This window comes from Emergencia sp. (assembly GCF_048465375.1).
Classification (GTDB): domain Bacteria; phylum Bacillota; class Clostridia; order Peptostreptococcales; family Anaerovoracaceae; genus Senimuribacter.
In genome coordinates this window covers 1-21153 of record NZ_DBFWLQ010000015.1, presented here as the reverse complement: position 1 = coordinate 21153, position 21153 = coordinate 1, and the positions used below count along the sequence as shown (strand labels likewise).

Genomic DNA, 21153 nt, shown 5'->3' with positions numbered 1-21153 from the left:
CGGTAATGAATCATGATATTGATATAAAAAAGGTGCGGATCAACTGCTTTAGGCAGTCCAAGGTGCCGGGAGAATTTATGCTGATGCTGCGCGTGCCGGGTGCTTTGATTCAGGCGAAACATCTGAGCATGGTGCAGGAAATCTGTGAGCGCTGGGGCAATGGGACTTTTCACATGGGCACCAGACAGAACATGGATATTCCGGGCATCAAATATGAATATATAGATGAAGTTAACAAATTCATCAAAGATTACATAGAAGAAGTAGATGTGGAGATGTGCGGCGTGGATATGGAAGTGGGCGATTACGGTTATCCTACCATCGGCGCTCGTAACATCATGAGCTGCATCGGCAACGCCCACTGTATCAAGGGCAACGCCAATACATACGAATTAGCGAGAAAGATCGAGAAACTGGTATTTCCATCTCACTACCACATCAAAGTGGCAGTTGCCGGATGTCCCAACGACTGCGTAAAAGCCAACTTCAACGACTTTGGCGTCATCGGCATCCACAAGCAGGAATATGATATTGATCGCTGCATCGGCTGCGGTTCCTGCGTAGATGCCTGCAAGCACCATGCAACAGGTGTGCTTTCACTCAATGCCAACAATAAGATCGACAAGGACACCTGCTGTTGTGTTGGCTGCGGCGAATGTTCCCTGATCTGCCCGACTGGCGCATGGAGCAGAGGCACTAAACAGCTGTACCGGGTAACCTTGGGCGGACGTACTGGCAAGCAGAATCCGAGAGCAGGAAAACTGTTCATGAACTGGGTAACAGAGGAGGTCGTTCTCGGCATGTTCGGCAATTGGCAGAAGTTCTCGGCTTGGGTTCTCGACTATAAGCCGGAATATCTCCATGGCGGTCATCTGATTGACAGAGCCGGCTACAAAGTATTTATGAAACATATTCTGGAGGGCGTTGAACTCAATCCGGAAGCCAAAGTGGCTGACGATATCTATTGGGCTGAAAACGAGCAGAGAGGCAATATGCACGTCATGCCGATTTCAGAGCACAAACCTTGCGGCCCGCAAGAATAAATTAACGTTGTTCCTTTCTAAATAAACCTTAAATTAAAGCAAAATCCCCTGTGGATGCACCTATGCAGACACAGGGGATTTTGTTTTGCAATCAGCTAATTCTCCGATTAGAAAGGCATGTTGGCGATGCATAAAGCAATCATGATTATTTTTTGCATCAAAAAAAGGGGAAAAAATATCGGAAAAACTCGTTTGAATAATCTGAATACCCTGAAAATGGGCAATTTGTCGCTTTTTCTCGAAAAACAAATGATGGCACAGTATTTGCAATATTGCATAAATAGAACGAGATCAATTTATGCAGAAAGGAATAGGCTCAAATATGAAAGACTTTTATTTCAGGATGCTTACCAGAATTCGCTATGGCGCAGGGATCAGTGAAAAAACTGCTCAGTTCGCCAGAGAGATGGGAGGCAGTAAAGTATTTATCATTGCTGATAAGATTTTATTAGAGAATGACACGCTGCAGGGAGTTTTTGCAAGCTTTGAAAAGGCAGGAATGGAATATGAACTGTTTACCGACATCGTGCCTGAACCTCCGGTCAAAGTGGTTGACGAAGTTTCTAGCGTGATGCGCCGGGTTGGCTGTGATCTTTGTGTCGCAATCGGTGGCGGCAGTACCATAGACACCGCGAAGGCAGTGTGTATGCTGCAGACTCACGAAGGTTCCATCAAAGATTACTTATTTGGCGGTTCCAAGACAGTGACGAATCCTTGTGTACCTTTGATCTGCATCCCGACGACGGCGGGAACCGGTGCCGAGGTCACGGCAGCGTCTGTCATTGACGATACGGAGAATCAGGTGAAGCTGTCGGTGACCCACGAGAATCTGATACCTGACCTGGCCCTGTTAGATCCGGGGCTGCAGATTTCACTGCCTGCATTTGTGACGGCGACGACTGGAATCGACGCATTGACTCATGCAATCGAATCCTATACCACACTCAATGCAAATCTGGTCGGCGATGCCTATGCGCTGCAGGCGATGCGCTTAATCGGTGAGAATCTGCGGACGGCTGTGTCTGACGGCAGCAATATAGAGGCTAGGGGCAATATGACGGTTGCAAGTTTCCTGGCAGGAGCCTCCCTGCTGAACTGTGGCGTCAGCGTGGTCCACGGCATCGCCCAGTCCATCGGCGGCATCGCCCACGTTCCTCACGGTTTGGCCAACGCTTTGATTTTGCCTTATGCTATGGAAATCAATTATGTGGGGAACCTGGAAAAATTCAAGAATATCGCAGTCTGCCTGGGCGAAAAGGTAGAGGGACTTTCTCTGCGGGATGCCGCCAGAAAAGCAGTCACTGCGATTATCAACCTGGAAAACGATATAGGCATTCCGAGAAAGCTTTCCGAAGTAGGCGTGACGAGGGAGATGTTTCCACAGATTGTCGAAGATACCATGAAGTACCGGCTGCTGGCAATCAATCCTGTTAAAATCACCAGGAAGCATGTGGAAGATATTCTGGAAGCAGCGTACTAGAAAGGAGATATAGATGCTCACATTATTTAAACCTTATGGGGATATTTTTGCGGAAGAAAGGCGATACGGACATATCGTAAATGTCGTAGGTGTTACGGAACCAGAAGGTCCTGGCCGTGAGGCTGAAATACGTAAGAAGATAAAGACCTGCGATATTCTGCAGGCAGATGTAGACATTGCTGTGAATAGGGAACTTATCGAAGGAGCGGAGAACCTTCGTGCGATTGTCTGCACTTCTATCGGTACCGATTATGTCGACATACCAGAGATGACAAAGGCAGGAATCCCAGTTGCAAATAATCCGGACTTCTGTATCGAAGCGGTGGCTGAGTTTGCAATGAGTTTGATCTTTTCTATCGTCCGTCGTGTTCCCAAAGCGGTGAACGGTGTGGCAGACAATAACTGGCTCGTTCGGTACCAGTCAGGTGGCATAGAGTTAAAAGGAAAGACCCTGGGTTTGGTTGGGTTTGGGCGTATCGGCAGAGAAGTTGCGAGAATGGCATCAGGTATCGGGATGAAGGTAATCGCTTTCGATAAGTATATCAACACTGATTTAGCAGCCTCCATGGGTGTTACATCTGTCGAGATAGAAGAACTTTATGCGCAGGCTGACGTAATCAGTATCCATTGCCCATTGACCGAGGAGACCAAAGGTATGATTGATAAGACGGCATTGGAAAAGATGAAGAATGGCGTATATCTTATCAATGTATCGAGAGGCGGCATTATCGTAGAAGAAGATATTACGGCATTCATAAAGAATGGAAAGTTAGCGGGAGTCGCTCTGGATGTATTGGGGACAGAACCGCCGGCAAAATCCCATCCATTAATTGGACTAGCAGATCAAAATGTCATCATTACGCCTCACATGGCTTGGAATACCCACGAAGCAGACGAAAAAGCGTTTCTGCATACGTTGGAGCAGATCAAGGCTATTTCTGAAGGAAAGGTGCCGCCTTCTGTTGTCAATAAGGAAGTCTTATCTAATTCCAGGTTAGAAGGATGGTTCTGTAATAGCAAAGTCGAATCGTAGAAGAAATACGGAATTGAGATAAAGTTTTGCTCTGTTTTTTATTAACATATTTCTAAAGAGATTAAGAAAGGAAAGAGGCCAGAGTATGAAAAGGTGGAAAAGACAAGTATTCGTAATCGTCATGATCTTATCGCTTATGACAGCCATGGCTGCCTGCGGCAACAAGGATGCTGGAGGCGAAAGCAAAGGAGGCGAAAAAACCATTGTATATGGTCAGGGAGGCGCATGGAACAGATTAATGCCATATGACCTCATCGGCATGTTCAGTATCATGCCCAATGAAAAGATTTTTGACAGGCTGTGCGGATTTGATAATGAAAACATCATCTATTACAGAGCCGCAGAATCTATTGACCTTTCAAAGGATCAGACTGTTTTTACCGTTCATCTGAGAAAGGATTCCAAATGGCATGATGGAGAACCTGTTACGGCACATGACTGGGAATGGACCTTCAAGACGATGGCAAAACCTGAATTTGAAGGTTATGGCAGCCGTGGATTCCTCACACAGTTTGCAGGAACTGACGGAAGCGGAACCGGAGATATTCAGATCAAGGCAATTGATGATTATACATTGGAAATGCACTTGAAAAATCCGACGACGCCAGAAGCATTTTTCGGTTCCTACTCTTATTACTACTATGTATTACCAAAGCACTTACTGGAAGATATTCCTGTAGACGAACTCGGAACCTGTGATTTCTGGGACAACCCGGTTGGCTCCGGACCTTGTAAATTTGTCAGTGAAAAACCAGGATATGAGGTAGTTCTTGAAGCTTACGATGATTACTATTTAGGACGTCCGCAGTTTGACAAATTAATCTATCGTGTCATGTCTGAAGAAACCTTATCTTCAGGGCTCTTAGCTGGTGAATTTGATGTAGGCTGGAATACGGTCACTGCGGAGGAGGCATTGGAATCTCTCGACGGCAAGAATGGACTGCACGCAGATCTGGTCGACAACAAGATCAACATCCAGATGGTTTTAAACAACGAGAAATTTGGACCAGAAGTGCGTCATGCATTTGAACTTGCCATTGACAAGCAATTAATCGTGGATTCCGTATTAAAAGGACATGGGGAGCCAGTGTGCAGTGCTTTGATGCCAAGCAGCCCTTACTATAACAAAGATCTCAAGGTTGAATACAATCCGGATAAGGCAAAGAAGATGCTGAAGGATGCCAATTTTGATTTCAGTCAGACGATTTCTTTGGGAGCTTCCAACTCTGACCGTGAGAAGATGGCTGTCATTATCCAGGACTGCCTCAAGAAGATTGGCGTGAATGTAGAAATTGAGACTGGTGATGCTACCACCTTGATGTCAGGTGCAAGAGATGGTTCTATCGATATGTGTCTCTTACAGTCGACCACTGGAGCTTCTCCAACCTATCTCATGATGGACTACGTAACAGACGGCGTTACCTACTGCCGCGTCCAGGATCCGAAATATTATGATCTGCACGTTGCCGTTAATCAATGCGTTGACAAAGACGATCGTATTAAAAAGGCTTGGGAGATGCAGAAAGTCCTCTATGAAGAGAGCCCTAACATCAACCTGGTCGATCAGGACATTTATATGGTATGTTCCTCTAAACTCAGCAACGTGACAGTTCCTAACAACGATAAGTGTTGGGAATGGGTTGTCAAGTAATGTAGATAAAGAATTGAAGTTACGGATATACAGAGAGGGGGATTGCTCCTCGGAGCAACTCCCCTCGCCTGTATAGACTTGTCAAAGGAGGTGAGCCTTTGCCGCGTTATATTATTAAACGGATATTATCAATGGTTCCGGTGTTTTTGATCTTGACATTTGCAGTATTTATTCTTTCTGATTATGCCCCAGGCAACGCAGTAGATCTGATCGCATCAGAAAACAAGATGACAGAAGAAGCGTATCAATCTATGATTCATGCATATGGGCTGGATCAGCCCCTGCTTCTCAGATATGCCAACTGGCTCTTAGATCTTTTCCAGGGTGATATGGGAGTATCTGTCCGCGCAAAAATGCCGGTAATGCAGATGATTGGAAACAGAATCGGTCCGTCACTCTTTTTAATGGTGACTGGATTGGTACTGTCAGTTCTGATTGCAATACCGTTAGGTGTGGCTGCAGCATTCAAACCATATTCCTTTTGGGACAATTGTTCTTCCACATTGGCATTCATAGGAAATGCAATGCCGAGCTTTTTTCTGGGATTGTGCGTCTTATATATTTTCTCAGCCAAACTTGGAATCTTCCCTGGGTACGGTATGTATACCGCAGGTACGGAAGGATCACTTGGAGACCTGCTTTATCACTTGGTGATGCCGGCCTTTGTCGTAGCGTTCACACTTTTGGGAGATCTGGTGAAACAGACCAGGGGCGGTCTTCTGGAAGTGCTCAATGAAGACTATGTCAAGACGGCCAGGGCAAAAGGATTGAGTGAAAAGGTCGTGATTATCAAGCATGCCCTCAGAAATTCCTTGATTCCGATTGTGACGGTAATCAGCTTGAATATACCGTATATTGTCGGAGGCGCAGTTGTTATTGAACAGATTTTCGGATGGCCGGGAATCGGCACACTCATGGTACAGTCCATTAATGCGCGAGATTTCAGCGTAGTAATGGGGATTACCACGATGATTTGTGTAGTCGTCATGTGCTGTAATATCATATTGGATATTTTCTACGGAGTGCTTGATCCTCGCATCAGCCGGAGCAAATAATGCAGGAAGTGGTGAGAACAATTAAGGATACTAAATTATTGATTCAGAAAGAAAACTTTTTTCAGAAGTTTGTAAAACACAAAATGGCAACAGTAGCCTTTATGATCATTGCTGCAGAAGTGATTATCGTATTTCTAGGTCCAGTATTATTTGAATTAGACCAGTATTTTATGGATTCTTCTTCTTTGGCAGGACCGCCATCATCTGCCCATCTGCTGGGTACGGATGATATCGGCAGGGATATTTTTGCCCGTATGCTTTACGGCGGACGCATCTCCCTTGCAGTCGGCGTGTGCTCCACGCTGATCAGCTTTATCATAGGAATCCCATTAGGATTATGCGCAGGGTATTTCAAAGGAAAGATTGAATTTCTCGTGATGCGGGGCGTCGACATCTTTCAGTCGTTTCCAGGATTGATCATGATTCTGGTGTTGGTTGCTATATTCGGTTCTTCTGTATTTTCTATGATTATCATGATTGGAGTGATGGGCTGGATCCAGCCTGCGAAGATTGTTTACGGTGCGACACTTTCCGTCTGCGAGAAGGACTTTGTGGAATCCGCTAGGTCCATGGGAGCCAGCCATGCTACCATATTGATCAGACACATTTTACCCAATGTATTGTCCCCTGTATGGATTTTGATTGCATTCAGAGTTTCCGGCGCAATTATCATGGAATCATCGTTAAGCTTTTTAGGTGCAGGCATCAAGCCGCCACAGGCATCTTGGGGCAATATCATCAATGCCGCGCAGAATGCGACGGTGCTGGCAACACAGCCTTGGATCTGGCTCCCGGCGGGAATTGTGCTGTTTGTCACTATTATCTGCATCAATTTAATCGGAGAAGGCGTGCGCGATGCATTGGATCCGAAAATGAAGAGATAGGGGGGAGCACAAATGAGTTCAGAAAATCCGATACTTCAGGTGAAAAATCTGCAAGTTGATTTTTTAGTCAAGAAACATACGATTACCGCAGTAAAAGACGTCAGTTTCAGCGTGAACAAGGGAACAACCTTAGGTATCGTGGGCGAAAGCGGATGCGGAAAAAGTGTTACTGCAACATCAATTATGAGGCTTCTCCCTAGACAATACAGCAAGATCAGCCAGGGGCAGATCTGCCTCGATGGAGAGGACTTGCTAGCAAAATCAGAAGAGGAAATGTACAAGATCAGAGGCTCAAAGGTGTCTATGATATTTCAGGATCCATTGACTTCTTTAAATCCCGTTTACACTATCGGTGCACAGCTTTGTGAGGTTCTCCTCACGCATAAGATTGCAGATAAAAAGCAGGCCTTTGAAATGAGTGTTGAAATGCTGAGCAAAGTCGGAATTGGCGATGCACGTAATAAGATGAAAACTTACCCCCATCAGATCAGTGGCGGTATGAGACAGCGCGTCATGATTGCCATGGCAATGCTGACCAATCCACAAGTTTTGATTGCAGATGAACCGACGACTGCACTGGATGTAACCATTCAGGCTCAGATTTTAGAACTTATGGCTAAGCTGAAAGAAGACTTTGATACCTCGATTCTGATGATAACACACGACATGGGTGTCATCGCAGATGTAGCGGATTATGTCTGTGTCATGTATGCAGGAGAAATCGTCGAGTATGGCACATGTGAAGAAATTTTCGACCATCCGCAGCATCCGTACACGAAAGGGCTTTTAAAGTCTATTCCAAGATTAGATGAAGATACGAAAATCTTATATACCATTAAAGGCATGGTACCGAGTATGCAGGATATGCCAAGCGGATGTCATTTTTCAAACAGATGTCCGCACTGTACAACGCGATGCATCGAACAACATCCTGAATTAAAAGATGTAGATGGTCATCAGGTCAGATGCTGCCTGATGGATGGGAATTGTTAGGAGAGATGAAATATGGATAGACCTTTATTAGAGATCAAGGATGTAAGAAAGTATTTCTATAGTGATGGAATAAAGGTTGGAAAAAAACAATGTGTCAAAGCGGTGGATGGATTCTCCCTTGATATCTTAAAGGGCGAAAATATAGGATTGGTTGGTGAGAGTGGATGCGGAAAATCTACACTAGGTCGCACGATACTCAATCTGCATCCTGCGACAGCGGGCAGCATTAAATATCAGGGACAGAATATTGAAAAACTGTCTTTTAAGAAAATGCGCCCTTATCGCAAGGACTTGCAGATGATCTTTCAGGATCCTTATGCATCGCTGAACCCGCGCCGTACGATTTTCCAATCTATGGAGGAACCCCTGGAACTATTTAAGCTTGGGGATAAGGCGGAGAGAAAAGAAAAAGTGATAGAGATGTTAAACGAAGTCGGCATCGGCAAAGAACATCTGGACAAGTTCCCTCATGAAATGTCGGGCGGACAGAGACAGAGAGTCGCTATCGCAAGATCCTTTATATTAGATCCTAAGTTTATCGTTGCAGATGAACCTGTATCGGCCCTTGATGTTTCTGTCAGATCGCAGGTGTTAAATATCATGAGGAGATTACAGGAAACACATAGTTTTTCTTACATGTTTATCTCTCATGATTTAAGTGTGGTGCGCTATTTATGTGATAAGGTAGTCGTCATGTATTTGGGGAAAATGGTAGAGTGCGCTGAAAAAAAAGAGTTGTTTGAGCATCCTACACATCCCTATAGCAGGGCATTACTTTCTGCAATTCCAATTCCTGATGTACACCGCAAGAGCGAGCGCATTATTTTGGAAGGCGATTTACCGAGTCCGGCAAATCCACCGTCGGGCTGTGTTTTCCATACACGTTGTAAGTATGCGACAGAAGAATGTAGGACTGTCTGCCCGGAATTGAAGACGTTAAACGATAATCATCAGGTGGCGTGTCACTATGCAGAAAAATTCTATGAGTAGTTAAGAAAGAGCGGAAGCTCTCTTAAATAATTAAACGATATAATAAGGAGGAGAAAAAATGGTTCCAGTAAATTATGCAGGTTTGCAGTTAAGAAATCCTGTCATCGTCGCATCAGCAACACCGTCTATAAACGTTGAGGCAATCAAGCGCGCCGCAGATGCAGGTGCAGGTGCAGTTGTAACGAAGTCAATGATTTTCCCAGATCCAGAGACGGGAAGACCGGCAGGAAATTGCCTTCGTCCGCGTTTCATGGTTTATAATAACCCCCACGGTTTCGATCCGGCAGTGTTTAAAAGGGATGGGCAGTTCTCATTCTTTAGAAATGCTGAGGTATATCCGACTCCAGATGAAATGGGACGTATGCTGGAAGAGTTAAAAGGACCTCATGGTGTAGATATTCCGATTATCGTAAGCATCTGCGGCAAGCCAAACGACTATGAGGAATGGCGTAAGCTTGCACGTATGGCTGAAGATATGGGTGCAGATGCGATTGAACTGAACATGCACGCTGTTCCTAAGGTAACTACTTTGGATCCGCTGTTCATTTCCGTACCTAAGTCAGAAGTGAAGATTCCGGTAATATGCAAGATGATGGCACTCAATGACGATCCAACGATTGCAGCAAAAAAAGCAGAGGCAGCTGGAGCTGATGCTATCGCCGCACTGGGAACATTCCCAATTGACGGATTGGAAATCGACACTGAGAATGAACGTCCTTGGCTGGGTTATCACGGCATGGGTGGTTCCTGGCTCCGTCCGGTAGGTCTGCGCTATCTTTCCCAGGTTGCGCAGGGGACAAATCTGCCTCTGTCAGGCGTTACCGGAATTCAGACAGGGGAAGATGCCATCAAGTATATACTGTGCGGAGCAACTACAGTTCAGATCTGCGGTGCCATCTATGCAAAGGGTTATAAGGTGCTGACTGAAGTATCTGACGGCATTGACAAGTGGATGGCTGCTCACGGATATAAGACCATTGAAGAGTTTCGAGGTAAGGCTCTGCAGCATCTCAATGATCCGGCATGGACTGATTATGATCCGCCAATTCGTGCAGTCGTCAATGAAGAAAAGTGTATCGGTTGTGGAGTCTGCAAAGATTCCTGCATGTACAGCGCACTTAGCATGGAAGGCAAGAAAGCCCATATCTCTGAAAAATGCGATGGCTGCGGTGTCTGCTGGTCCATGTGTCCGAGCAAAGCGATTACGATGGAACGTTTTGAACGTTAAATGATAAAAGTGAGGAACTACAATGACGAAGTATTTTATGGAATTCGAAAAAGGCGGCAGATTTGAAATTGAACTCGATTATGACGCACCGTTGACAGCTACGGCTTTCAAAACATTCATGGAAGCAAACGACGGTTATCAGGCCCTTTGCCTCCAGGGAAGGTTTTCCGGGGAAGAAATGTATTTCCCGGCAAAGCTGGGAGCAAAAGAAAGAGAAAACAAAAATACCAAACCTTGCAGAGGCTGCTTATGCTTTAATCCAGATTCAGAGTGGTCGGCAGTCTGTATTTACTGGGGAGATGAGACCCCGACAAGACAACGCTATCACAACTTGTTTGCTCATTTGAGAGGAGACATGGAGGAGCTGACAGAAATTGGAACTCGAATCTGGCAAAAAGGCGGAGAAACTGTTGTTCTGAAAAGAGAGGATGAATGAAAAGGAGGATGATTTCTATGAAGAAGTTGAAATTTACATTCCATGGAAAAGATTTTTATGCCAATATGCTGACTGATCAGGCCCCCGTGACTTGTGAGGCGGTAGAAAAAGCTTGTCCATTTACGACCCGCTGGGTGCACGCAAAGATTGTTGCAAATGAAATTTTTTGCCCGACAAAGATCGAAGGACCTGTTCTCAGAGAAAACCCGATTCCGAATTTACCGGGGGACATTGGTTTATTTGATACGCCGCAGACCATTTGCTGCTGGCACGGAGATATGAAACCCCTGGGTTCCGGCAACGTCTTTGCAAGATTTACACCTGAGCAGATGGAAGTATTCCATGCAGAAGCTGTGGGTCTCTGGAAAAAACCTGGCAGTCTCGTAACTGTTGATGTAGTAGAGGAGGAATAGTCATGAGTGAATTTACGAAAGAATTAGAACGTCGGATCGACGCTGGCTGGTTAACAGAACCTCAAGATGTGCGAAGGATGCTGAAGCACTCTGCTGCAGAGGGCCGTAACATGGCGCAGCATATTTATGCTTATATGGATTTGTGGCTATTGCAGGAATCTCTTTATCCGATATACAGGGTCACTATGGGAGGAAATGCTGATTTAGACACTTTAAAAGCTGCGGCAAATGGCATCATCGGTCCTGCGGCAAATAACTTCCGTGCGACAAAGATGGAAGATACCACCAGCGTACTGTATCGTTCGATAACGGCAATCAGCGGCTGCGACAGTCTGGAATCTTTGGCTGCAACGATTCGTGTCGTTCAGCGGTTCATCAATATGATGTTCTACGCCGTCGATTTGGCATTCCCTTGGGATGCAATGTGCCAGGAATACAGCAGAGTGATGAAGGACTTTGTCCCTCCTCACAGAGCAGGCGCTGTAGATGTATCTGACCAGTAGTATGCATTCAAGTCGAAGAACGCACATTTAAAGAAAGGAGATTTTATTTTGAAAAAGTTAAAATTTACATTCCATGGCAAGGATTTGTATGCCAACATGTTGACGGACGAGGCACCACTCACCTGTGAAGCGGTAGAAAAAGCTTGTCCGTTTACGACCCGCTGGGTTCATGCAAAAATCGTCTATAATGAGGTATTCTGTCCAACGATGATTGAAGGACCAAAATTCAGAGAAAATCCAATCCCCAACGTGCCAGGGGATATTGGATTCTATGACCTGCCGCAGTGCATCTGCTGCTGGCATGGAGATATGAAACCCCTTGGGGCAGGCAATGTTTTCGCAAGATTCACACCGGAGCAGATGGCAGCTTTCCATGCAGAAACCGTGGGAATGTGGGAAGAAACTGGCTGTCCCGTAACCGTTGATGTAGTAGAGGAGGCATAATCATGAGTGAAATAACAAAAGAACTGGAGAGACGGATTGAAGCCGGCTGGATGGTTGAACCTCAGGATGTTCGCAGAATGCTGAAACACAATGACGACATGGGACGTAGCTTTTCCCAGTGGCTATATGCTTACATGGATATGTCACAGCTGCAGGAAATTCTCTATCAGCATTATCAGCTCTGCCTGGGTGGAAAAGTTGATTTAGAGACGATGAAGGCAGTCGCAGGTACAGCCATGAATACTGTTGCGTCCAGTGCCCGCAGTAATAAGATGGAAGATGTAATGTCTGTCCTATATCGATCGGCATCAGCCTTGAACGGATGTAAGGATTTAGAGGAACTCGCAGATTTGATTCGCAAGGTACAGCGATTTATCAACATGATGTTCTATGCCATCGATCTGGCATTCCCATGGAGTGAGGTAAGCGAGTCCTACAATGAGATTCGAAAGAACTTTGTACCACCTCACAGAGCAGGTGCTGTGGACGTCTGCGATCTGTAGTCAGGCAGCAGAGCATAAGAACCTTTAGAAGTCTTTCTTAAATTTATATAACCTTCACGTTTGCTTTCGTACAAACGTGAAGGTTTCTGCCCAGCGAATCATCATAAACAGAAGAGGAGAAAGAAAATGAGCAAAGTAGTAGAACGGTTTTTAAAATATGTTTCCTATGACACACAATCAGATCCAAACAGCAAAACAGTCCCTACAGCAATGAAAGAGAAAATTCTCGGTGCGGAGCTGGCAAAAGAGTTGGCTGAAATCGGACTCGAGAATGCAAAAATAGACGAATTTGGTTATGTGTATGGCTGGCTGCCCGCCTCTGAGGGATGTGAGCACTTGGAACCAATCGGTTTGATTGCCCATATGGATACTGCACCGAGTACCACTGGCGCCAATGTCAAACCCCGTATCGTGCATTACGAAGGCGGCGACATCGAACTGGGAAACGGCGTTGTCACTCACGCAGATTACTTTGATTATCTGTCTAAATATATCGGTCAGGATCTGATTGTAACAGATGGAACCACACTATTAGGTGCCGATGATAAAGCTGGTGTCGCTGAAATCTTTACAGCGATGGAATACCTCATTGAACATCCGGAAGTCAAGCATGGAAAACTATGCGTCTGTATTACACCCGATGAAGAGGTTGGGTTAGGTGCAGAATATTTTGATATCAAAGGTTTCGGTGCAGCGTACGCCTATACAATTGATGCCGGCCCTCTTGGCGAGCTGGAATATGAGAACTTCAATGCTGTAAAGGTAGACGTTGTCGTAACCGGCGTCTTTGTACATCCCGGCATGGCAAAGAACAAACTGAAAAATGCAATTTTGATTGCTAATGAATTGATTTCTATGCTTCCGGCTGCAGAGGCGCCGGCACATACGGAGAATTACGAAGGATATTATCATGTAGCGAACATCAGTGGAAATGAGTCCTCTGTCAAAATTGCCATAAATGTCAGGGAGTTCTCCATAGAAAAATTCAAACAAATGAAACAATTTATGCTGAATCTGGGAGATTATCTGAACGGCGTATATGGAAAAGGCACCGTTGTTATTGAAATGGAAGATCAGTTTTATAATATGAAAGAAAAAATCCTTCCGGTTATGCACATCGTTGAAAGAGCAAAACAGACTTTCCTTGCATGTGATGTAGAACCGAACATCATTCCCGCGAGGGGAGGCACAGATGGAGCGCGCCTTTCCTATGAAGGGCTGCCATGTCCAAATCTGTCAGCTGGAGAAAAATATGCACATGGTGTGCACGAGTTCATCTCTATTCAGTCGATGGAAAAAATGGTGGAAGTGGTTGTAGCATTGTCTAAGGCACAGTAAAACATGTAAACGTACATAATAATTGCAGATGTACCGGCTTTCTTGATAACACTCCTTTTTGTCGTTTGTTTATATCGTCAGTTGTTAATTGGAGAAAAAAGAATGAAGAATCATATGCCGTCACTGGCTAGAGCTTATCATAACATGTAGTTTGGCTGTCAACTGATACTTTGTTGGCAGCCTTTTGCAACATTACATTGTTTGGAATGCTATAGGAAAATAATGGAATTTCTTATAACTTGATGGGGTATTGTGATTTTAACAATCCTAGAGTAAAATAATGGTATTAATTTTGAGCTAAAAGATGAATTTAGGAGAAAGTAGGGGATAGAAACATGATGGAAGCTGGGAAAAATATATTTGCAGAGAAGGAAATGAAATCTGCCCCTGTAATCATACTGGATAAAGAAGCGAAAATCAAAAGGATGAACCAGGCCGCTGCAGGCTTTTTTTCACAGATCTGTCCGGGCAAAACAGAACGGGATCTGATCGGTGAAGCATTACTGCATCTGACCGGAAAGATGGACCAGCTGGAGACAGAGAATGACCTCGTGTATACATTTTCTGTGGCAGATAGCGTTTTCTATGCGATTCCATTTCATACGATTGATGAGAATGAAGCAGAAAGCTGGGCAATGCTCTTTTTGAGCAAAGGAGAACAGAAGACCATGTTACATGATGACCTGTCAAAGCATTTCGAAGAGATACTGGAAGGCTCTTTTGACGGAATTCTTGTAACGGATAAGGATGGAAAAGTTCTCTTCGTCAACAGTTCGTATGAGCGTGTGGCGGAGATCAAGAAATGCGAGATAGAAGGCAAGTATATGAGAGAGTTGATCAATCCAGTCTGGATGCCAGAATCTGTAGCGCACATTGTTGCGAAAGAACAGACCGTGGTGTCGAAGAGACAAGTTGTCAAATCCGGCCGGCATATCATGGTCACTGGCCGTCCGATCTTCAATCAAAATGGTGACATCAAGATGATCGTTATTAATGCAAGAGACATTACCGAAATCTATAATTTGACGGAAGAGCTGCAGAGGGTAAGGAAGAATGAAAGAGAATACATGTCTCGTTTTTCTTCACCGCCGACGGCTGCTGATGACAGCGAAGACACCTTACTTGCAATCAGCGAGGGCATGAAACAGGTTCTTTCCCTCGCCGGAAAAGTGGCTAATTTTAATACGACGATTTTGATACTGGGAGAATCTGGCGTGGGAAAAGAAGAGGTTGCAAAATATATCCACCAGCACAGCATGCGGAAAGATGAGCCTTTCATCACGGTAAACTGCGGCGCGATTCCAGGCAACTTATTGGAATCTGAATTGTTTGGATACGAAAGAGGTGCTTTTACTGGCGCCATGCAGAATGGAAAGGTCGGATTAATAGAAGCTGCCGACGGTGGAACCGTCTTCATGGATGAAGTCGGAGAGATGCCGCTGGACTTTCAAGTGAAACTCCTTCGTTTCATACAAAGTAAGGAAATCCGGCGTGTAGGTGCAATTGATTCTAAAATCATAGATGTCAGAGTCCTGGCAGCAACCAATCGTTCACTGGCCGACATGGTAGAAGAAGGCACTTTCCGAGAAGATCTATATTATCGTTTGAATGTGGTACAGATTGAAATTCCGCCTCTTCGAAAACGGACGGATGCCATTCTTCCGTTGGCCGCACTATTTTTGAAGCGATATAATAAGAAGTACGGGCAGGAAAAGGTTCTGACCTACGACATCGTAAAGGAAATGGAACGCTTTTCGTGGCCTGGCAATGTCAGGCAGCTGAAAAATATTGTGGAGAACATGGTCATTGTCAGCAATAATGAGTATTTACAGCCGGAAGATTTGCCGTGGAATGCGCAGTATAAGTCCGATGCGACAAGGAAAGTGATTCACGGTCTGGCCGACAATGAAGAGTTGGGATTGAATGAAGCCATAGAAGAATTGGAGCGACAGGTTTTGGAAAAGGCGAAGCTGACTTGTGGTACCACGCGAAAAATTGCAGAGAAACTAAAGGTCAATCAGTCCACGATTGTAAGGAAAATGCAAAAGTATCATATCGAATAACATAGCGCAGAGGCAGCTTTCTACCTGTGGAAGAAAACGGATGCGGAAATGCCGCTCACGATGTATAATAGGTTTAGAATCTAAAAACAGAGCCTGTTAGGGACTGGCCGGAGGTGAAATATGGAAATTAAGAATACAGATAAGGAGTATCTGCTGGGGACGCTGATTGACATCGAAATTGATAATTTGATGAATTGCAAAAGCGCAATCGATTTGGAGATGGTCAGTCAACTGATTGAAGATATTCAAGAGGCACCAGAAGTAGTGGTGATTGGCTCCAGAGCATCGACTGTTTTGGTCTCTTATACGACCTATATCTTCAACAAGATTGGCATCAGAACTTCAGGTTTTGATGCGGCGGATACGAAGACACTGGACAATATCATCAATATTGACCGCTCCGCCTTGGTGATTGCTTTTGGTTTCCCCAGATATCCCAAGTCCACAATCGTTGCAACTCGCTTTCTTAAGAATCGGGGATACAAGATTGTCTCTGTAACAGATAAGAAAAAATCGCCCTTGGCAGAACTGTCTGAATACACCTTCAGGCTGCAGGCGAATTCTTACGGTTATACGGATACCTATACATCAGGCATTCTGCTGATCAATCTGATTACTGCTTTGATTGGCAAAACTCAGGGCAACGACATTAACCGTCATTTGAGAGAATTTAACGAGACGGCGCAGCAGTTAGATTTCTATTTTTAAAGGATGAAAGAGATGTTGATTGAAAAATATTGCAATGTCTGCGGCAGTGAACTTAGCTTAAATATTCCCTTAGAAGACTATACCTTTCACAGAATTCTAACTTGTAATCCCGCGATGATGAGTCAGATTGAAACGATACATAAAATTTCCAATTCATCGGCACCCGTGGTCATTACCGGTGAAACGGGAACAGGCAAAGAACTATATGCGGAATATATCCATCGCGTCAGTGTCAGGCAGAAGGAGAAATATGCCAAAGTTAACTGCGCCACAATTCCAGAGAATCTCTTTGAGTCGGAGATGTTCGGATATATGCCCGGTGCTTTCACCGGTGCATTAAAGACGGGGAAAAAAGGAATCTTTGAAATTGCCGATCAAGGAACTCTATTTCTGGATGAGATTTCGGAACTGTCTCAGGGGCTTCAATCTAAGCTGCTGAGAGTGATACAAGAGAACCGTTTTGTAAAAGTAGGCGGCAGTACGGAGATTACCTGTGACGTGCGATTCATCGCCGCATCTAACAAAGATCTACAGGAAATGGTCAAGGAGAATGCCTTCAGAAAAGATTTATTTTACCGCTTAAATGTGGTTCCCATTTGTCTCTTGCCTTTACGGGAAAGAAGAGAGGATATCATTTTACTTTCTTTTTATTTTCTTAATTTGTTTAATCTAACCTACGGGACGGATAAAAAGATGGGTGTCAATCTGATGAAAGCGTTTCTGGACTACCAATGGCCTGGCAATGTGCGGGAACTGCGCAACACAGTTGAACGGTTAATTCTTTTGAGTGACGGTGAAACGCTGAATGATGAAAGAATCCTGCAGGCCACTTTAGAGACAGAAACGCTGTTCCTCTTGAATGATTCCAATGTGGACGAGTTTACGCCTGCGAGAGTTCGAGCAGTGAACCCAAACGATTCTTCAAAATCACTGAAAGAAATTGTTGCAGAGTATGAGCTCTTTATCATTGAAGAATACATTAAGAAGACGGGAAGCATGCGGAAGGCGGCTGCGGCGCTGAAGACCAGCCCCTCCGTTCTTTCGCGCAAATTAAATAATCGGAAATGATGAATTGCGGCGAGACGGCCGTCGTCGTTCCATAAATGTATCTATGTTGTGAAATCAGAACAGTAAAGTGTTCTGATTTTGCAACACTTTTATTTTTGAGGGAAAAATGATTGAAAAACAGCCCTTCACGGTTTGTCTATCTTTGGCATACTTCTTGCTCAATATCTATATAAAGATTATCTGCAGGAGGTAAATTTAGATGAAAGTAAAGACAGTTGGATTTCCGATGATTCATAATTTTGCAGGAGATAAGAGAGATTTTATTCCTGATTTGTTTCGATTTATGGATCGCTATGACGGGGTAGCGTTCTATCTGGAGGAGGGTTACGGGCAGAGGCTGGGGTACAGCGAAGAGGACTATCTGGCGGCTTCTGCGAAAGTACGTTTCGTCCCCTTTGAAGAGGCTTATCAGCAGGATATCACCATGATCTTGAAAGATCCTGAATTAGAAAATTTGGAGATGTTAAAAGATGGTTCTACGTTTTTCACCATGCTTCACTATTCTACACGGCCTGCTGTTGTGGAGCTGATCAAGAGAAAGAACTTACAGACCTTCTCTATGGATTCTATCGTTGACGATCAGGGATTGCGCATGTTTGTAGATTATTTTGGTACCGCTTATTGTGGATGTAAAGTTGGCATCGACGTTCTGAAGAAAACTTACAGAGATTTTTATTCTCGTGAACGAGGACCGCTCAAGGCTTTCGTCATGGGTGCCGGCGGGGTAGGACAGGGTGTCGTCAAGTCTCTTGAGGTTATCAGTGACGATGAATTCCTAGACAAAAAAGGCGTAGCAGGAATCCTCCCCTTCGTGGCGACCAGAACGATTACTTCTGACAAGCAGGCAATGAGAGAGTTGTTGAAAGAAGCCGATTTGCTGATTGATGCTACCCAGAGAAAGAATCAGTCTATTCAGATTATCGACAATGAAGAAGTAGCGTATTTGCCTGAACATGCTGTCATCGTGGATCTCTGCGCGGATCGATATGACTTTACGTTGGATCCCCCGCTGCGCAGAGTCGTAGAAGGCACGGTCAATGGCAATCCAGCTCACTATATTATTTATCCAGACGATCCTCTGTACGATCAGCTTCCTGCCGGTGTCGACAGCACCAATCGCAGAATTGTCGTCAGCTGTGATGCATGGCCGGGCATGGACTACCGGAGGTCGGTGCAATATTACTATGGATTGATGAAAAATTATGTCGGGGTGATATTAGGAAAAGACTTTGACGAAATCAGTGAGGACAGTGACAATCTCTTTGAAAGGGGTTTATATAGATCTACGTTAGTCTATTTTGAGAGTAAGAAAAAATAATGGAGGGCACGATATGGATCATTATGGAGTATTATCGATTATACCGCCAATCCTGGCTATTGTTCTGGCATTAAAGACGAAGAATATCATCGTATCGTTATTCTTTGGTTTGTATTTTGGCGCTATCGTGCTGGCAGGCTGGAATCCTGTAGCAGCTTTTGCTAATTTGATTCCAGACTTTATCTATGCGCAGGTAGCTACAGATTCGAATATGCAGTCAATTACAAATTTATGCATTATCGGAGGTTTTGTCGCTCTGATCAGCGCATCGGGCGGTGCGGCAGCTTTTGCAAAGACTGCGGAAAAATGGGTCAAAAAGAAGAGGACTGCAGAAACTTCCATGTGGCTTGGCGGTCTCTTTGTCTGGTTCACTGATTCAGGCAATTCACTGTTAGTAGGGCCGATCTTTCAACCGATTGCAGAGAGATTTAGGGTCTCGAGAGAAAAGTTCGCCTATATTTTGGATGCGACATCCTCTCCGATCTGTGCCCTTGTACCAGTAATCAGCTGGGGCGTTTATATCATGGGGCTGATCGACGCAGAGTTGGAAAAAATACCAAACCTGGCTGACTCCAGCTGGAATTTGTTTTTAGAAGCGATTCCTTTTCAGTTTTATAATATTTTAACATTGGTGATGGTAGGCTATATCTGTCTGACGCAGTTTGATTACGGTCCAATGCTGAAAGCGCAGAGGCGGGCGGAGCGGACAGGAAAGACAATCAGAGACGGTGGCGTACCGATGAGAAGCACTGTGGAAGTGAAGCTGCCGGAGGGTGTCGAACCCAAAGCCATCTCTGTGGTTGTGCCACTGGCAATCATGCTGATTACTATGTTCACTATCTTTTTCCTCAATGGCTTTCCAAAGAAAAGCATCGATGGTATCGTCATCAGACAGGGCATTGCCTTGGGATTTATTCTGGGCGGTATTGCGGCAGGTTTTATCAACTGCAAACTGAAAATTTTTACGGCTAAACAAGTTGAAAATAAAGTCTTTGATGGAATGAAGGATATGATGTTCCTCATCGTCATGATGATTTTGTCCTGGTCACTTGGAAGCGTTTGTTCACAGATGGGAACGGCCTATTATATTCTGGAAGTAACGCAGGATTTCCTGAACCCGGCTGTGCTGCCGGCAATTCTGTTTTTGATCGGCTGCTGTATGTCCTTGGCGACTGGATCGTCTTGGGGGACTTTTGCTATTTTAATTCCAATCGGATTCCCCATTGCAGCAATTATGGGTACGCCATTGGCAGTTACAGTGGCATCGGTTATCAGTGGGGGCGTGTTCGGGGATCAGTGCTCACCAATTTCTGATACCACCATGCTGGCATCTATGGGTTCGGCTTGTGATCATATCGATCATTTCAAAACGCAGTTCCCGTATGCCTGTACAGTTGCCGCGGTTTCCGTAGTGCTCTATCTTATCGCGGGGTATACAGAGCGTGCTTGGATTGTCATAGCAGGCGCGGTGCTGCTGTTTGCGGTCATTGCTGTCTTACATAAAATCTCGCTCAGCTCATTAAATAAAAAGGTACAATCATGAGCAGTAAACTGCTGCCTGTATGATTTAACATTAGGTTATAGCGGAGGGATAAAATTCTTCTATCCCTCCATAAATCAAAATCCATAGGAAAGCAGTTGACAAAAGCAGATAATCTATGTATAATTAATAACGTTGCTGTTCATAATATTGATTGTTATGAAGACAGATATTCCGAGGTAGCTCAATGGTGGAGCAACCGGCTGTTAACCGGTAGGCTGTGGGTTCGAGCCCCACCCTCGGAGCCAATTTTTTGTGAAGGGTAAAAAATCTGTCATAAATAGCGATAAGCTGCATAATAATACATAGATACGATGCACTCGACATCGCGGGGTAGAGCAGCTGGTAGCTCGTCGGGCTCATAACCCGGAGGTCGCAGGTTCAAGTCCTGTCCCCGCAACCAAACGCAAGAAGAAGCCGTTCGTCAGAGCGGCTTTTTTCGTGCGTTGGATTTGTGAGATG

20 protein-coding genes and 2 tRNA genes are annotated in these 21153 nt (G+C 44.7%); all 22 read left to right on the top strand.

The genetic code is table 11. The features are described 5' to 3' along the window. Positions 1–5 precede the first annotated feature (5 nt). The 22 genes from asrC (at position 6) to ACMQ5W_RS11140 (ending at position 21094) form a co-directional block, all read left to right on the top strand. On the top strand, positions 6–1043 hold the full coding sequence (gene asrC / locus ACMQ5W_RS11245) for a sulfite reductase subunit C (RefSeq protein ID WP_148493115.1): 1038 nt from the start codon (positions 6–8) through the stop codon (positions 1041–1043). A gap of 298 nt (positions 1044–1341) precedes the next feature. Beyond that, positions 1342–2523 (top strand): iron-containing alcohol dehydrogenase, encoded by a 1182-nt coding sequence (locus ACMQ5W_RS11240; RefSeq protein WP_419025244.1) that lies wholly within the window; start codon positions 1342–1344, stop codon positions 2521–2523. Positions 2524–2536: 13 nt separating this feature from the next. Next, on the top strand, positions 2537–3556 hold the full coding sequence (locus ACMQ5W_RS11235; protein ID WP_419025243.1) for a 2-hydroxyacid dehydrogenase: 1020 nt from the start codon (positions 2537–2539) through the stop codon (positions 3554–3556). A gap of 85 nt (positions 3557–3641) precedes the next feature. Next, positions 3642–5207 (top strand): ABC transporter substrate-binding protein, encoded by a 1566-nt coding sequence (locus ACMQ5W_RS11230; RefSeq protein ID WP_419025242.1) that lies wholly within the window; start codon positions 3642–3644, stop codon positions 5205–5207. Between the two features lie 98 nt (positions 5208–5305). Beyond that, entirely contained in the window at positions 5306–6262 is a 957-nt protein-coding gene (locus tag ACMQ5W_RS11225) for an ABC transporter permease (protein ID WP_419025241.1), read from the top strand. A gap of 38 nt (positions 6263–6300) precedes the next feature. Next, positions 6301–7146, top strand: a complete 846-nt coding sequence (locus ACMQ5W_RS11220) for an ABC transporter permease (protein ID WP_419025240.1) — start codon at positions 6301–6303, stop codon at positions 7144–7146. A gap of 12 nt (positions 7147–7158) precedes the next feature. Beyond that, positions 7159–8139 carry an ABC transporter ATP-binding protein gene (locus ACMQ5W_RS11215; protein WP_419025239.1) on the top strand — a complete coding sequence of 327 codons (981 nt, stop codon included), beginning with the start codon at positions 7159–7161 and terminating at the stop codon, positions 8137–8139. Between the two features lie 12 nt (positions 8140–8151). Then, positions 8152–9129 (top strand): ABC transporter ATP-binding protein, encoded by a 978-nt coding sequence (locus tag ACMQ5W_RS11210; RefSeq protein WP_419025238.1) that lies wholly within the window; start codon positions 8152–8154, stop codon positions 9127–9129. 58 nt (positions 9130–9187) lie between these two features. Continuing rightward, positions 9188–10357, top strand: coding sequence for a 4Fe-4S binding protein (locus ACMQ5W_RS11205; protein WP_419025237.1), 1170 nt, complete (start codon positions 9188–9190; stop codon positions 10355–10357). Between the two features lie 22 nt (positions 10358–10379). Next, entirely contained in the window at positions 10380–10793 is a 414-nt protein-coding gene (locus ACMQ5W_RS11200; RefSeq protein WP_419025236.1) for a hypothetical protein, read from the top strand. Positions 10794–10810: 17 nt separating this feature from the next. Beyond that, entirely contained in the window at positions 10811–11206 is a 396-nt protein-coding gene (locus ACMQ5W_RS11195; protein WP_419025235.1) for a DUF3830 family protein, read from the top strand. A 2-nt stretch (positions 11207–11208) separates the two neighbouring features. Beyond that, the gene (locus ACMQ5W_RS11190) at positions 11209–11709 is read left to right on the top strand and encodes a hypothetical protein (RefSeq protein WP_067540422.1); all 501 of its coding nucleotides are present in this window, start codon (positions 11209–11211) and stop codon (positions 11707–11709) included. A 48-nt stretch (positions 11710–11757) separates the two neighbouring features. Then, the gene (locus ACMQ5W_RS11185; protein WP_419025234.1) at positions 11758–12153 is read left to right on the top strand and encodes a DUF3830 family protein; all 396 of its coding nucleotides are present in this window, start codon (positions 11758–11760) and stop codon (positions 12151–12153) included. A gap of 2 nt (positions 12154–12155) precedes the next feature. Next, positions 12156–12656 (top strand): hypothetical protein, encoded by a 501-nt coding sequence (locus ACMQ5W_RS11180; protein ID WP_419025233.1) that lies wholly within the window; start codon positions 12156–12158, stop codon positions 12654–12656. A 126-nt stretch (positions 12657–12782) separates the two neighbouring features. Then, positions 12783–13994, top strand: coding sequence for a peptidase T (pepT, locus tag ACMQ5W_RS11175; protein WP_419025232.1), 1212 nt, complete (start codon positions 12783–12785; stop codon positions 13992–13994). A gap of 335 nt (positions 13995–14329) precedes the next feature. After that, on the top strand, positions 14330–16057 hold the full coding sequence (locus tag ACMQ5W_RS11170) for a sigma-54 interaction domain-containing protein (RefSeq protein ID WP_419025231.1): 1728 nt from the start codon (positions 14330–14332) through the stop codon (positions 16055–16057). Positions 16058–16177: 120 nt separating this feature from the next. Beyond that, positions 16178–16765, top strand: coding sequence for a MurR/RpiR family transcriptional regulator (locus tag ACMQ5W_RS11165; protein WP_148493097.1), 588 nt, complete (start codon positions 16178–16180; stop codon positions 16763–16765). Between the two features lie 12 nt (positions 16766–16777). Next, complete coding sequence (locus ACMQ5W_RS11160) at positions 16778–17833, top strand: sigma-54 interaction domain-containing protein (RefSeq protein ID WP_419025230.1); 1056 nt, start codon at positions 16778–16780, stop codon at positions 17831–17833. A gap of 199 nt (positions 17834–18032) precedes the next feature. Continuing rightward, a complete protein-coding gene (locus ACMQ5W_RS11155) occupies positions 18033–19151 on the top strand; it encodes a hypothetical protein (RefSeq protein ID WP_419025229.1) in 1119 nt (372 codons plus the stop codon). A 13-nt stretch (positions 19152–19164) separates the two neighbouring features. Then, a complete protein-coding gene (locus tag ACMQ5W_RS11150; RefSeq protein WP_419025228.1) occupies positions 19165–20694 on the top strand; it encodes a Na+/H+ antiporter NhaC family protein in 1530 nt (509 codons plus the stop codon). A gap of 170 nt (positions 20695–20864) precedes the next feature. Further along, positions 20865–20939, top strand: a tRNA-Asn gene (locus tag ACMQ5W_RS11145). A 79-nt stretch (positions 20940–21018) separates the two neighbouring features. Continuing rightward, positions 21019–21094 (top strand) — tRNA-Met (locus ACMQ5W_RS11140). Positions 21095–21153: the final 59 nt, after the last annotated feature.